This is a genomic window from Aeromonas sp. 600724, assembly GCF_049175135.1.
Lineage (GTDB): Bacteria > Pseudomonadota > Gammaproteobacteria > Enterobacterales > Aeromonadaceae > Aeromonas > Aeromonas veronii_A.
In genome coordinates, this window is record NZ_JAAKUM010000029.1 from 24,300 (window position 1) to 38,141 (window position 13,842).

A 13,842-nucleotide genomic window follows, 5' to 3' on the forward strand; every position below is an offset into this window, starting at 1 on the left:
ACAGGTTTCATCGAGTTGACATTGCATGTCATTGCTTTATGTTAGCCGGCAATGATAAAGCATTATTGCGGCCAGGGCTAACAGCCAAGTGCTGCTTTCCACCTTGGTCCTCTACTTATGCACGATCGCGATTCCCTGCTATTGCAGTGGGCACGCCGTATTTCCGGTGATGCCAATCTTCAGTTGACCCTCATTTCCGGTGATGCCAGCTTCCGTCGCTACTATCGCGGTGGTGGTCTGGTTTGGGTGGATGCCAATCCGAAAACCGAAAAAAATCATGAGTTTGTTCGTAACGCGGCCGCCTTGCAGGCGCGTCAGCTGTTGGCGCCAGAGGTCAAGGCGGTGGACTACGAACAGGGTCTGCTGGCGGTGAGTGACCTGGGCGATACTCAGCTGATCAGCTGCCTGAACGAACACAACGTACTGGCCTGGTATGGCAAGGCGATTGATTTGCTGCCCCGCCTGGGGGCGGTTGAACTGGCGCTTGAACCCTTCGATGCGGCATTTATGGCGCGGGAGAACAGCATTTTCCCCGAGTGGCTGCTCGGCCATCATCTGCAACTGAGCCTGAGCCATGAAGAGCAGCAACTGCTGGACGAGACCTTCGCTTGCCTCACCGCCTGCAATCTGGCCCAGCCGCAGGGGGTGATGCATCGGGATTTCCACAGTCGCAACCTGATGGTATGTGGCGGTGATACCCCCGAGAGCAGCCGGCTGGCCATCATCGATTTTCAGGACATGGTCATCGGGCCGCTCACTTATGATCTGGTCTCCTTGCTGAAAGATTGCTACGTGCGCTGGCCGGACGAGGTGATCGATGAAGGGATGCGCCACGGCTTTGCCACCCTGCAACAGGCGGGTCTGCTTGGCGAGCTCGATTATGCCAGTTTCCGTCGCGATGCCGATCTGACCGGCATGCAGCGCCACCTCAAAGCGGCCGGAATCTTTACCCGGCTCTATCATCGCGACGGCAAGTCCGGCTATCTCAAGGATATTCCCCGTACCCTCGGCTACGTGGTGGATGTCTGTCGCACTCATGGTGGTGCCTATCCGGTACTGGCCCGTTTTGGTCAGTGGTTGGAGCAGGTGGTGTTGCCGGGGGTCGCCAATGCAGGGGTAAAACCATGAAGGCGATGATCCTGGCCGCTGGCCGTGGCGAGCGGATGCGCCCGCTGACTGACCTGCTGCCCAAGCCGCTGCTGGCGGTGGGGGGCAAGCCGCTTATCGTCCACCATATCGAAAAGTTGAAGTCAGCTGGCGTGACCGAGCTGGTCATTAACCACGCCTGGCTCGGCCACAAGCTGGTCGAGAGCCTTGGTGATGGCAGTGCGCTTGGCGTGACCATCCACTGGTCAGCCGAGGAGAGCGCGCTGGAGACCGCGGGCGGCATTGTGCAGGCGCTGCCGCTACTGGGCTCTGAACCTTTTTTGGTGATCAACGGCGATACCTGGCTCGATCTCGATTATCACACTCTGGTCAGCCAGCCCCTTGGCGATGATCTGGCCCACCTCTGGCTGGTGCCCAATCCGCCCCAGCACCCCGCCGGGGACTTTGCCTTGCAAGAAGGGCGAGTTATGGATACGCCAGCGTTTACCTTCAGTGGGGTCGGACTATATGATCCGGCGGCCTTTGCCGGTCTCGCGGGCGGTGCCCGCAAGCTGGCGCCCCTGCTCCGTGACTGGATGGCGCAAGGGCGGGTGGGCGGCAGCCTGCTCGCTGGCGAGTGGCGCGATATCGGCACGGTCGATCGACTGCGCGAGCTGGATGACCAGCTCCAGGCCCGCACTCATTAACTTCAAGAGGTCTTGAACCATGCGTATTTGGGGTAAGGTGCTGGGCGCCTTCTTCGGTTTTCTGCTCGGCAATATTATCGGCGCCCTGATTGGCCTGTGGATAGGCCACCGTTTCGACCGTGGCATGGGGCTGCAGGGGGCGTTTCGTCGCGGCCCGAGTCAGGCGCAGCAAGCCGTCTTCTTCCACGCCACCTTCTCGGTGATGGGTCACATCGCCAAGTCAAGCGGTCAGGTGACCGAACAGGAGATCCGGGTTGCCTCCAACCTGATGGATCGTATGCGGCTGGCGGGCGAACAGCGTGCCCGGGCGCAGGAGTCGTTTCGTCTCGGTAAGGAGGCTGACTTCCCGCTGCGCGAGACCCTGGCCGAGTTCCGCCGTGCCAGTCTGGGGCAGCGCGACATTCTGCGCTTCTTCCTCGAAGTGCAGTTGCAGGCGGCCTTTGCCGACGGGCGGGTAGAGGAGGGCGAGCGCGCCATTCTTCACACCATCGCCGACGAGCTGGGTTTCAGTCGCATCGAGCTGGCCCGCATTCTGGCGATGGCCGAGGCACAGATGAACTTCTTCAATCAGGCCCATGGCCAGTATCAGAGTGGCCATTCCGGTGGTCAGCAGTATCGGCAGGAGCCGCCTTCTGCGGATCGCCTCAAGAATGCCTACCAGCTGCTGGGGGTAAGCGAGAGCGACAGCGATCAGGATATCAAGCGTGCTTACCGCAAGGAGATGAGCAAGCATCACCCGGACAAGCTGGCCGCCAAAGGGCTGCCGCCGGAGATGATGGAGATGGCCAAGGAAAAGACCCAGGAGATCCAGCAAGCCTGGGAGTGGATCCGCGAGGCGCGCGGTATCCGTTAAGCGCCAAAGTCAGGCTGGAACAGACAATAAAAAGCCCCGCAGCAGTGCGGGGCTTTGTTTTGCCGTGTGGCGTAGGCCGGGTTATTTGGCCGGAATCGCTTCCAGCACGTGCACCAGCAGTTGCCAGAAACGCTCGACCGCCGGGATATGCACCTTCTCGTCAGGGGAGTGGGCCCCGCGGATGGTCGGGCCGAAGGAGACCATGTCCCACTCCGGATAGGCGCTCTTGAACAGACCGCACTCGAGACCGGCGTGGATCACCATCACGTTGGGCATAGTGCCAAACAGAGTCTGGTAGCTGTTGCGTACCAGCGCCATGACGGGGGAGTCCACGTTTGGCGCCCAACCAGGATAGGCTCCGGTGAATTCGCAGCTGGCACCCGCCAGGGTGAACAGGGAGCGGGTCATCTGCTCGATGCTCTCGCGACCGGAGTCAATCAGGGAGCGGATCAGGCACTGGACGTACACTTCGCCATCCTGAGTCTTGATGACCCCCAGGTTGGTCGAGGTTTCGGTCACGCCGGGCATGGCATCGCTCATGCGCATCACGCCGTTCGGGCAGGCCATCAGGGCATCCAGCAGGCGCTGCTGCAGGGAGACGCTCATCAGCTTGGCCGGTTTGGCGGCGTTGTTGACCAGCACGGTCAGGTTCGGCTCGGTGGCGGCCAGTTCGGTCTGGTAGATCCCGGTGTAGCGGTCAACCAGCGCCTTGAACTCGTTCACGCTGGCAGCGGGCACCAGCAGGGTGGCACGGGCTTCGCGCGGGATGGCGTTGCGCAGAGTGCCGCCGTGGATCTCGGCCAGACGAACACCCAGCGGCTCGGCTGCTTTGAGCAGACGTACCAGCAGCTTGTTAGCGTTGCCACGGCCGCGATGGATATCGCAACCGGAGTGGCCGCCACGCAGCCCTTTCACGGCCAGCTCGAACGCTTCGCCTTCGCTGGCGTCAACCAGCTCGAGCTGGAAGCGGATATTGGCATCCACACCGCCAGCGCAGCCCATATAGACTTCGCCATCCTCTTCGGAGTCGGTGTTGAGCAGAATTTCGCCCTCCAGCCAGCCCGCTTCCAGACCGAATGCGCCGGTCATGCCGGTCTCTTCGTCGGTGGTCAGCAGCACTTCCAGCGGACCGTGTTTGATGGTCTTGTCAGCCAGCACTGCCAGGCAACCGGCCATGCCTATGCCGTTGTCGGCACCCAGAGTGGTGCCACGGGCCGTGACCCACTCGCCATCTACATAGGCATCGATGGGATCGGTCGCGAAGTCGTGTTTGGTGTCGGCGTTGGCCTGCGGCACCATGTCGATGTGGGCCTGCAGTACCACGGCTTTGCGGTTTTCCATCCCCGGGGTGGCCGGTTTCTTGATGATGATGTTGCCGACCTTGTCCTGCTTGACCGCCAGACCTTCCCCTTGAGCCCATTGGATGATCCAGGCGCTCAGTTTGGCTTCATGTTTGGAAGGGTGGGGAATGGAGCAGATCTGTTCGAAGAAATGCCAAATCAGTTTGGGAGAGAGAGAGCTAAGCTGTGCCACGTCGGGACTCCTTACCAGCACGGAATTAACAGGGCCCCATCAGCGGGCCGGGGAAGAGGATAACGATAATACAGTCAATCACACAAAAATGTGAGCAATCAGCGCAAATCGCAGGCAGCTTGTGCTGGCTGATGGCAACCAGGCAGTACGATCGTCAGGTTCGGACGACGCTGACCGATAGAAAAGAAAATGTGTGACCGATCTCACAAAAATATTGAATTTAATGCACCGACTGGTAAATTAGCTCCCGTGGTTCGCCACCCGTCAGGATGACGATGAAAGCCTCCAGGGAACCGAAGCAAAGCAAGTGCGCCTCCATGGAACCGAGTGTTCGTTCAAGGATTTGAGCCCGCATTAAAGGTACGTAACTTGTTAAGCAATCAGGAGTTTCAATATGCCAGGCAGCAACTCAACCTATTGGTTTGCCCCCTCTTTGTATACCCAGGGTTTCAGCTACCCTAACCCCTTCGTCACTCGTCGCTAAGACGAGCTGCCCAACCTGGCAGAGGCGAGAAAGCAGCAGGTGCGTGAGGTAAACCCTCCCCCTGCTATTTTTTTATCTGCGATTTGCCGCACAGTCCCATTTGGGCTCGGTAGTAGGGACGGCAGGTTATTCGTTTGGCGCTCGAGATGGGCCGAATGGAGAGGGTGATGCCGATTTTTCCTGTTTTTGGCATACGTTTGCCAGGCATTTTCTCTGCAAACGGTGCTATCATATCGGCCCAACAGCCTGTCCGCGGTTTGGACACATCATCTAACCGATCGCCGGATAAGCCCATCTTGCTTCCATTGTTATCAGATTTGCTGCCGAGGCTTAGCCCTGAGGCAGCCGAAGTGCAATCTGAATTCAGTCGGGCAAGGGCCGCCATTTACTGGCATCCGCAGGGAGAATTGCGGATGTTGTTATTTTAAGTGATTGTTTTTAAATAACTATTCGAGATCGATAACATGCCGAAAAAGTTCTATGTGTCGTGGGACAACCTGCAACGTGAAGCTCGCCGTCTGGCCCGTCGCCAGCTGCCTGTCAGCCAGTGGAAAGGTATCATCGCGGTCAGCCGTGGTGGTCTGGTGCCCGCAGCCCTGATGGCCCGTGAACTTGGCATTCGTAATGTGGAAACCCTCTGCATCTCCAGCTATGACCACGACAGCCAGCGCGAGTTGGTAGTCGTTAAAGCTGCCACCACCGCCGGTGACGGCGAAGGCTGGCTGGTGGTGGAAGATCTGGTAGACACCGGCACTACCGCCAAGGCGATCCGCGAGCTCTACCCGAAAGCCAAGTTCATCGCGATCTTCGCCAAGCCGATGGGCGAAGCGCTGCTGGACGATTTCGAAGTGGCAATCCCGCAGGATACCTGGATTGAACAGCCGTGGGATATGGCGCTGGAGTTCGCCACACCGATCTGCGACGAAAAGTAACGGGATCGGGATGTGACGTTCAGAGCGTCAATTGGCCGCACGCGGCAAGAATGGTTTCACAGGGCTCCTTGATGGAGCCCTGTTTTTTTGTGTATCAATCTGTTGCAGGGTGGCTGATGGGCAGTAAAAGTGGTTAAGATGAGCTATTGCCTGATATGAATAGGACACAATCTTGGACTTGAACGACGACCTCAATCTGACCGAAAAGCTGTTTACCCGGGTCAAGAAGGTGCTGGAAACTTCCGAGATCTCCAACTCCAGCCCGGCGGACATTGCCGAAGCAGAGTCAGACGAGATGTTTATCGACGGCTCCATGTCAAAGAGCTGGTATCGCCTGCTGCGCCGCCCCTCCTGGGCCTGGCAGGGGGCCGACCCGGTCGAGGTTGAGCAGACTCTGGCCCGCATCGCCATAGCGACCGGTGAACGCACCCATGACTGCTATCTCGATACCATCAAGGGCTATGTGCCTGGCAACTGGATCTATGAGTGGAGCCAGGTGGCTGGTAACTACTTCAAGCTTGGGCGCGAACTGCGTGAGCAGGGGGATGCAGCTGGCGCCTTGAAACAGCTGCTCAAGGCGGTGCGCTACTATTCCATCGCCAGCTACCCCCATCTCAAGGATGATGAACTGGCGGATCAGGCCCAGCTGCTTGGCAATATGGCCTATCGCGAGGCGGGCCGGTTGTTCAAGGTGCCGCTCAAAGAGATCCAGGTGCCCTTTCGCGGCAAGCATATTCAGGGTTATCTCCACCTGCCGACCACCGACAAACCGGTGCCTCTGGTGATCATCAGCGGGGGGATCGACTCTCTGCAGCTCGATTTCCTCAACTTCTATCTCAAGCGACTCGAGCCCAACGGCATCGGTATGCTCTCCCTCGACATGCCGGGCATCGGCTATGCCGAGCATTGGCCATTGGTACAGGATACCAGCCGCCTTCATCAGGCTGTGCTGCACTATCTCTCCGAAGTGGCCTGGGTCGATCATCAGCGTATCGCTATGGTCGGTATGCGATTGGCAGGCAATGTGGCGGCACGTCTGGCCTTTATCGAGCCATTCAAGCTCAAAACCGTGGTCTGTGTCGGGGCCGGGGTCAATCAGGTGTTTACCAATCAGGAGTTGTTTGCCAAGTGCCCGCGCATGATGCGGGACAGCCTGGCCAACCGGTTGGGCGCTGATGCGGCTCATTGGGATACCATGCGTACCAAGTGTCAGGTATTTTCACTGAAAACGCAGGGATTACTGGGGACTCGCACCTCTGTGCCGATATTGAGTATTGGACACAAACGAGATTTCATCTGTCCCGAGCAGGATGTACGGGCATTGGCGGCGGCCAGTCGTAACGGCAAGGCCATCGTCTTCGACAAGCAGCCCTTGCTTGAGGTGTATGACAAGGCGCTGGACGAAATCGTCGAGTGGCTGAAACAGCATCTATGTATCTGATGCGCTGAAGGACTGACGCCATCCCGAGGTGGCGCGGCTTGTTTAACAGGGAGGTTAACATGTCTGAAAGAGTGACCTACAAGCGACTGCTGAGACAGTTTGCTGCCATTGGCCCCTATTTGCGTGAGGATCTCTGTGAAGAGGGGCGTTACCGTTTCGACAGTCTTTCCGTTTGTGTCAGTGCCAAACCGGCGCCAGACAAGCGGGAGTTCTGGGGTTGGTGGCTGGTGCTGGAGCAGGAGGATCATCTGTTCCGCTACCATTACCAGTTCGGATTGTACAATGCCGATGGCGAGTGGCTCGACAAGCCGATCCCCAAGAAGCACCAGGTCGAGGTGGAACGGACCCTCAACCGTTTCTACAAATTGATCAGTGACAAACTGGCCTCGCTCGAGTGTCAGCTAGTGCCTGCCGAACAGGTGACCAACGAGTTGAGTGTAACGGCTGCCTGAGCCTCTGATGCCCTGCGAGAGGTTGTGACGAGCTCGCAGGGAGACTCTTGCCCCATCCTTTCATCACCCTTTATGGAATTGCCTTGCAGGGCCCCATGGCCGTGGGTATAAAGATATTCCTTATTTTTTAGCCTTTATGCTCCCATGGAAAACAGAACCATAGTCGTCAAGTTGGGCACCAGCGTGCTCACAGGGGGGTCTTCCCAGCTCAATCGTGCCCATATGGTCGAGCTGGTCAGACAGTGTGCGGCCTTGCACCGTCACGGCCACAGGGTCGTGGTCGTCACATCAGGGGCTATCGCCGCCGGGCGTGAACATCTGGGTCACCCGCCACTGGCGCCAACCCTGCCCAACAAGCAGATGCTGGCGGCGGTTGGTCAGACCCAGCTTATTCGGGTATGGCAGGATCTGTTCAACCTCTACGGTCTGCATATCGGCCAGATGCTGCTGACCCGCGCCGATCTGGAAGATCGGGAGCGCTACCTCAACGCCCGCGACACCCTGCGCACTCTGCTCGATCACCGCATTATTCCGGTCATCAACGAAAACGATGCGGTGGCGACCGCCGAGATCAAGGTCGGCGACAACGACAACCTCTCCGCACGGGCCGCCATTCTGGCGGATGCGGATCTGCTGATCCTGCTGACAGATCAGAAGGGGCTGTTTACCGCCGATCCGCGTACCAATCCCGATGCCCAGCTTATTGAAGAGGTGCAGACCATCGACGATACCCTGCGCTCGCTGGCGGGTGACAGTGTCAGCGGCCTCGGCACCGGCGGCATGGCTACCAAGCTGCAGGCCGCCGATGTGGCGCGTCGAGCTGGTGTCAACGTGGTGATCGCGACCGGCCAGATGCCGGAGGTGATCGGCCGTCTCGCCAAGGGTGAGCGTATTGGTACCCTGTTCCCCGCGCTGGCGTCCCCGCTGGAAGGGCGCAAGAGCTGGATCCTGGCAGGCCCACCTCCTCACGGCGAAGTGCATGTGGATCAGGGCGCAGTGGCCGCCATGAAGGATAAAGGCTCCAGCCTGCTGCCCAAGGGGATTGTGGCAGTCAAGGGCGATTTCATTCGGGGCGATGTGGTGCGCATTCTTGATCCCAAGGGCGCCGAGCTGGCCCGTGGCATCTGCCGTTACGATCATCTGGAGCTGGATAAGCTGCGCGGCGTCCACTCTGATCAGATTGAACAGGTATTGGGCTATGGCTACGGCTCTGTGGCCATCCATCGAGACGACATGGTGCTGCTCTAATCAAGGCGGCACGGCATGAACAAAGGGAACTGAGATGAGTCTGGAGAAAATGGGGCAGGCGGCCCGTGAAGCCGCCTATCAGCTGGCTACCATCAGCACGGCGCAGAAGAACCGGGCGCTGGCCGCCATCGCCGACGAGCTTGAGGCGCGCAGTGAACAGATCCTCGCCGCCAATGCGAAAGATATCGCCGCCGGCCGTGAGGCGGGCTTGTCAGAGGCGATGCTGGATCGCCTGCTGCTCAATCCGGCCCGGCTGGCCGGGATTGTGGCGGATGTGCGCAAGGTGATCACGCTGGACGATCCGGTTGGCGCCGAAATGGATAGCCGAGTGCTGGAAAATGGCCTGCGGCTCTCCCGTCGTCGGGTGCCCATCGGGGTTATCGGCGTCATCTACGAGGCGCGCCCCAACGTCACCATCGATATCGCCAGCCTCTGCCTCAAGACTGGCAACGCCAGCATATTGCGTGGCGGGCGCGAGACCTTCCACTCCAATCTGGAGCTGGTGCGGGTAATTCAACATGCCTTGGCGGCCTCCGGTCTGCCCGAGGCGGCGGTGCAGTACATCGACAACCCGGATCGGGCGCTGGTCGGCGAGTTGCTGCGTCTCGACCGCTATGTGGACATGATCATCCCCCGTGGTGGCGCGGGCCTGCACAAGATGTGCAAGGAGAACAGCTTCATTCCGGTCATCATCGGCGGCTTTGGCATCAGCCATATCTTCGTCGACGAGAGCGCCGATCTGGTGCGCTCTCTGGCGGTCATCGACAACGCCAAGGTGCAACGCCCCTCCGCCTGCAATGCCCTCGATACCCTGCTGGTACACGAGAAGGTGGCAGCCACCTTCCTGCCGCAACTGGTGACGCTGATGAACGAGCGCAAGGTGACGCTGGTGGCCGCGCCCAACGCCATAGCGCTGCTGGCGGGTGCCGACAACCTGTGCGAGGCGGGGCCGGAGGATTTCGATACCGAGTGGCTCGGGCTGACCCTGGGGGTCAAGTTGGTGGCAGACGTCAACGAAGCGCTGGCCCATATGCGCGAGCACAACGCCGGCCACTCCGATGCCATCCTGACCAACGATCTGGCCAACGCCGAGCGTTTCGTCAATGGCGCCGGTTCGGCTGCTGTCTATGTCAACGCCTCCACCCGTTTCACCGATGGTGGCCAGTTTGGTCTGGGCGCTGAAGTGGCGGTGTCGACCCAGATGCTGCATGCCCGTGGCCCCATGGGGCTCACCGAGCTCACCAGCTACAAGTGGGTAGGGCAGGCCGATTACCTCAGCCGTGCCTGATAATCGGCTGTTGCAAAAAAAAATGCCGACCACAGGGTCGGCATTTTTTTCGCTGGCATCGCGCCGATACCACGCAGTGCACTATCCCTCGGGGTTATTCCCCGTGATAGAGCGCCTTGTCACCGTGCTTGAGCACATAACCCTTCCAGATAAAGAGGGTGTAGCCGCTGCCCTGCCACGACCAGTTGCCCTCCGCACCTTGACGGGTCAGCAGGTGCTGCTCGCTGGTCGGCAGGGTGAGCTCTGCCTTGCTCTGATCGGCGTTGAACAGCACGAAGGCGCTGCTGGTCTGGTTGGCATCGGTTGGATTGAGCCGGATACCCTGCTCAAACAGGCGCACACATTTGCCAGTCAGTGCTGACCACTGATAGCCCGCACTGCCGATACAGCCGTGGCTGTCGCGATCGCTGCCAACCAGATGTTGTTCCGGTGTACTGCATGCCGCCAGCAGCAGAGAGGCTGCCATCAGAGTCAATGTGCGCATGGTTACTCCTGCAGATCCCGTTCGATGACGATGTTGGAGAATCCCAACTCTTTGAAGTAGTTCTCCTGATAATCCTTCACGCTTTTCTTGTCGCGGCGACAAACCTGAGCCAGCTGGGCCTCCATGGCGTGAAAACTGGTGAGATCCAGCCCTTCGGCAGCTGCGATGGCGTCGTAGATGCTGCGGAACTTGTCGTTCGCGTAGCCGATCTCTTTGGCCTGCTTTTTATAGGTATACGTAATCTTAAAGGCCATCTTGCCCTTCCTTCTTCGATTTGGCTTGCTTGCGCTGGACGTAGAGGTAGAGGCTTTCGACCTTCTCCCGAGCCCAGGGTGTCTTGCGCAAGAACTTCAGGCTGGACTTGATGCTGGGATTATCGGTGAAGCAGCGGATATTGATCTGCTGCCCCAGCTCTTCCCAGCCGTAGTGTTCGACCAGCGCGGTGACGATGGCTTCCAGCGTCAGCCCGTGCAGCGGGTTGTTCTTCTGCGAGGCGTTCGGTTGCTCGCTCATGCCTGCTCCGCCAGCTTGGCAAAGGGCTGACCCATGCGGGTGGTGACCCCGTTGGCCAGATGGGACTCGAAACCGGCCAGCATGCCCGGGCCAAACAGGCAGACCACGGTGCTACCCAGCTTGAACCGGCCCATCTCGGCGCCTTTCTGCAGGGTAATGGCTTCGTCGCCTGTGTAATCCCAGCGCACCACCTTCTTCTCTTTGGTTGGCGCAATGCTGCCGGCCCAGATGGTTTCGATGCTGGCCACGATAGTGGCACCGACCAGCACCAGCGCCATGGGGCCGTGTGGGGTGCGGAAGGTGGCCACCACACGCTCGTTGCGGGCAAACAGGTTGGGCACGTTCTCGGCGGTGAGCGGGTTGACGGAGAAGAGATCCCCCGGCACGAACACCATGCTCTCCAGCACACCGTCCAGCGGCATGTGGATGCGGTGATAATCCTTGGGCGCCAGATAGATGGTGGCAAAGTCGCCATCCTTGAACGGCGCCACCAGATCCTCATAGCCGCCCAGCAGCTCACGGGCGCTGTAGTCGTGGCCCTTGGCCTGAATGATGCGGCCTTGCTGGATGGGGCCGAGCTGGCTGACGGTGCCATCGACCGGCAGCGCCAGGGTCATGGCATCTTCTACCACGGGGCGGATACCGGGCTTGAGCTCGCGGGTGAAGAACTCGTTGAAGCTCTTGTAGTGGGCCGGACTCTCGTGCAGCGCCTCGCTCATGTCGACCTGATACTGCTTGATAAAAGCCTCGATCACCCTGGTGGTGATGTTGCCCGCTTCGGCGGCGGCAAACTTGCCGATCAGACGGGAGAGGGCGTGCTTGGGCAGACAGTATTGACCGGCAATTTTCAGGTTGTCAGTAATGCTCATGTTCATCATCAACGTAGGTTTATTAGGGTCACAGGCGCGCTTGCTGGCGACCGTGACGGGCTTCCTGCATGGTTTCCAGGATGCGGTGATAGTTGTGGAAGCGATCGGCGCTGATAGCGCCTTCGTCGACCGCGGCGCGCAGGGCGCAGCCGGGATCATCCTTATGGGTACAGTCGCGGAATTTGCAGCCACCCAGATAGTCGCGAAACTCGACGAAGCACCAGGTGATGCGGTCGGCTTCCAGATGCCAGAGGGCGAACTCGCGGATCCCCGGGGAGTCGATGAGATCGCCACCGCTCGGGAAGTGGTAGAGTCGCGCCGTGGTGGTGGTGTGCTGGCCGAGCCCCGAGTTTTCGGAGATCTCGCCGGTGAGCACATCCAGCCCCGGCATCAGGGCGTTGGTGAGCGACGACTTGCCCACCCCGGACTGGCCGACGAAGATGCTGATCTTGTCGGTCAGAGCAGCTTTAAGCTCATCCAGCCCTTCGCCGCTCTCGCAGCTCACCAGCAGCACCTCGTAATTGAGTTTGCGGTAGGTTTCGAGCTGGCTTTCGATGCGCGCTCTGGCGGCATCATCGAGCATATCGACCTTGTTCAGCACGATGAGAGGGCGGATCTCCACATCCTCGGCGGCCACCAGGTAGCGGTCGACGATGTTGGTGGAGAACTCGGGCATCACCGCCGAGACGATGATGATCTGGTCGATGTTGGCTGCGATGGGTTTGACCCCGTCGTAGAAGTCCGGCCGGGTCAGTACCGAGTGGCGCGGATGCACCGCCTCGATGACGCCCGCTGTCGCGGCATTGAGGCCGGGACGCCACACCACCTTGTCGCCACAGACCAGACTGCTGATGCTGCTGCGCCGCAGGTTGCTGCGGTGGATGGTGCCATCAACCGCTTCCACGTCTGCGTGCTGACCAAAACGGCTGATCACCACCCCTTCGATGGCGGGGCCAAACAGGGTGTCATCCACCACTGTGGTGTGATCTTTTTGCAGCCGCCGTTCGCGGTTGGCCTGGACGCGCCTTTGTTGACCCAGATTGAGTTTTGCTTTCTTTGCCACTCGATTCGCCAGTTTATGAACAGATCCAAAGCCAGTATGATACATGCAAATTGGCAAAATTCCGCCATTCCTCCCAATAGAGAGAGCAATCATGACAGTCAGCGCGCAGAACCTGGTATGGATCGACATGGAGATGACGGGTCTCGACCCCGAAGAGAACGTGGTACTGGAGATCGCCACCATAGTCACCGACAAGGATCTGAACGTACTGGCCGAAGGGCCGGTCATCGCCATTCATCAGAGTGATGAAGAGCTGGCCAAGATGGACGACTGGAACGTCAACACCCACACCAAGAGCGGTCTGGTGGCCCGGGTCAAGGCGAGCCAGCACGACGAGGCAAAAGCCGTTGCCGAGACCCTAGAATTCATTCGCCAGTGGGTGCCGGAGCGCACCAGCCCGCTGTGCGGCAACAGCATCGGTCAGGATCGCCGCTTCATGGTCAAGCACATGAGCGATCTGGAAGCTTTCTTCCACTATCGCAACGTCGACGTCAGCACCATCAAGGAGCTGGTACGCCGCTGGCAGCCGGAATTGCTGGATCAGTTCAAGAAGAGCGGCACCCATCAGGCGCTGGACGACATCCGCGAATCCATCGCCGAGCTGCAGTTCTATCGCAGCCACGTCTTCAAGATCTGATTCCCCGGCAAGGGTTTGTCATGCGCTGGCTGCTAAAATCGACAGTTCGGCCAGCTTTTGAGCGAACGCGCGCAACCAGACAAAAAAGCCCTTGCAATTGGAAGGACTGCTCTTATAATTCGGCTCCCGTACAGTAGCGCAAGCAACCAAATGCTGTACGGCCTGTTTTAAGGTAGTTGCGGGAATAGCTCAGTTGGTAGAGCACGACCTTGCCAAGGTCGGGGTCGCGAGTTCGAGTCTCGTTTCCCGCTC

At 59.3% G+C, this 13,842-nt stretch carries 15 protein-coding genes and 1 tRNA gene; 10 read left to right on the plus strand and 6 right to left on the minus strand.

Going from position 1 to position 13,842, the window contains the following annotated elements; translation table 11 throughout:
- Nucleotides 1–117: 117 nt before the first annotated feature.
- From G5168_RS20215 to djlA, 3 genes are read left to right on the plus strand one after another with little or no spacing between them, the layout of a single operon-like run.
- The gene (locus G5168_RS20215; RefSeq protein WP_216952939.1) at nt 118–1,128 is read left to right on the plus strand and encodes an aminoglycoside phosphotransferase family protein; all 1,011 of its coding nucleotides are present in this window, start codon (nt 118–120) and stop codon (nt 1,126–1,128) included.
- Complete coding sequence (gene murU / locus G5168_RS20220; RefSeq protein WP_216952940.1) at nt 1,125–1,793, plus strand: N-acetylmuramate alpha-1-phosphate uridylyltransferase MurU; 669 nt, start codon at nt 1,125–1,127, stop codon at nt 1,791–1,793. The genes G5168_RS20215 and murU overlap by 4 nt, the downstream gene beginning before the upstream one ends.
- A gap of 19 nt (nt 1,794–1,812) precedes the next feature.
- Nucleotides 1,813–2,646, plus strand: coding sequence for a co-chaperone DjlA (gene djlA, locus G5168_RS20225; RefSeq protein ID WP_216952941.1), 834 nt, complete (start codon nt 1,813–1,815; stop codon nt 2,644–2,646).
- Nucleotides 2,647–2,727: 81 nt separating this feature from the next.
- Here djlA and G5168_RS20230 read toward each other — a convergent pair whose 3' ends face one another.
- Nucleotides 2,728–4,179, minus strand: a complete 1,452-nt coding sequence (locus G5168_RS20230) for an aminoacyl-histidine dipeptidase (RefSeq protein ID WP_216952942.1) — start codon at nt 4,177–4,179, stop codon at nt 2,728–2,730.
- 948 nt (nt 4,180–5,127) lie between these two features.
- On the opposite strand from G5168_RS20230, the gene gpt reads away from it, so the two are divergent.
- From gpt to G5168_RS20255, 5 genes are all read left to right on the plus strand, one after another.
- Nucleotides 5,128–5,595 carry a xanthine phosphoribosyltransferase gene (gene gpt, locus G5168_RS20235; protein WP_005339007.1) on the plus strand — a complete coding sequence of 156 codons (468 nt, stop codon included), beginning with the start codon at nt 5,128–5,130 and terminating at the stop codon, nt 5,593–5,595.
- A gap of 172 nt (nt 5,596–5,767) precedes the next feature.
- On the plus strand, nt 5,768–7,036 hold the full coding sequence (gene frsA / locus G5168_RS20240) for an esterase FrsA (RefSeq protein ID WP_227342000.1): 1,269 nt from the start codon (nt 5,768–5,770) through the stop codon (nt 7,034–7,036).
- 59 nt (nt 7,037–7,095) lie between these two features.
- Nucleotides 7,096–7,488, plus strand: a complete 393-nt coding sequence (gene crl, locus G5168_RS20245) for a sigma factor-binding protein Crl (RefSeq protein WP_216952944.1) — start codon at nt 7,096–7,098, stop codon at nt 7,486–7,488.
- Between the two features lie 144 nt (nt 7,489–7,632).
- A complete protein-coding gene (gene proB, locus G5168_RS20250; RefSeq protein ID WP_216952945.1) occupies nt 7,633–8,736 on the plus strand; it encodes a glutamate 5-kinase in 1,104 nt (367 codons plus the stop codon).
- Between the two features lie 34 nt (nt 8,737–8,770).
- Nucleotides 8,771–10,024, plus strand: coding sequence for a glutamate-5-semialdehyde dehydrogenase (locus tag G5168_RS20255; RefSeq protein ID WP_227342002.1), 1,254 nt, complete (start codon nt 8,771–8,773; stop codon nt 10,022–10,024).
- 94 nt (nt 10,025–10,118) lie between these two features.
- On the opposite strand, the gene G5168_RS20260 is transcribed toward G5168_RS20255, so the two are convergent.
- From G5168_RS20260 to rsgA, 5 genes are read right to left on the minus strand one after another with little or no spacing between them, the layout of a single operon-like run.
- Nucleotides 10,119–10,508, minus strand: a complete 390-nt coding sequence (locus tag G5168_RS20260) for a hypothetical protein (protein WP_335863004.1) — start codon at nt 10,506–10,508, stop codon at nt 10,119–10,121.
- Nucleotides 10,509–10,510: 2 nt separating this feature from the next.
- Nucleotides 10,511–10,762, minus strand: a complete 252-nt coding sequence (locus tag G5168_RS20265) for a DUF2960 domain-containing protein (protein WP_005338984.1) — start codon at nt 10,760–10,762, stop codon at nt 10,511–10,513.
- Entirely contained in the window at nt 10,752–11,021 is a 270-nt protein-coding gene (locus G5168_RS20270) for a VF530 family DNA-binding protein (RefSeq protein WP_005349372.1), read from the minus strand. The genes G5168_RS20265 and G5168_RS20270 overlap by 11 nt, the downstream gene beginning before the upstream one ends.
- The gene (gene asd, locus G5168_RS20275; RefSeq protein ID WP_421172859.1) at nt 11,018–11,890 is read right to left on the minus strand and encodes an archaetidylserine decarboxylase; all 873 of its coding nucleotides are present in this window, start codon (nt 11,888–11,890) and stop codon (nt 11,018–11,020) included. The genes G5168_RS20270 and asd overlap by 4 nt, the downstream gene beginning before the upstream one ends.
- A 28-nt stretch (nt 11,891–11,918) precedes the next feature.
- A complete protein-coding gene (rsgA, locus tag G5168_RS20280; RefSeq protein WP_421252639.1) occupies nt 11,919–12,953 on the minus strand; it encodes a small ribosomal subunit biogenesis GTPase RsgA in 1,035 nt (344 codons plus the stop codon).
- 91 nt (nt 12,954–13,044) lie between these two features.
- Here rsgA and orn point away from each other — a divergent pair, with 91 nt between their 5' ends.
- Nucleotides 13,045–13,590, plus strand: a complete 546-nt coding sequence (orn, locus tag G5168_RS20285) for an oligoribonuclease (protein WP_159158278.1) — start codon at nt 13,045–13,047, stop codon at nt 13,588–13,590.
- 178 nt (nt 13,591–13,768) lie between these two features.
- Nucleotides 13,769–13,841 (plus strand) — tRNA-Gly (locus tag G5168_RS20290).
- Nucleotide 13,842: the final 1 nt, after the last annotated feature.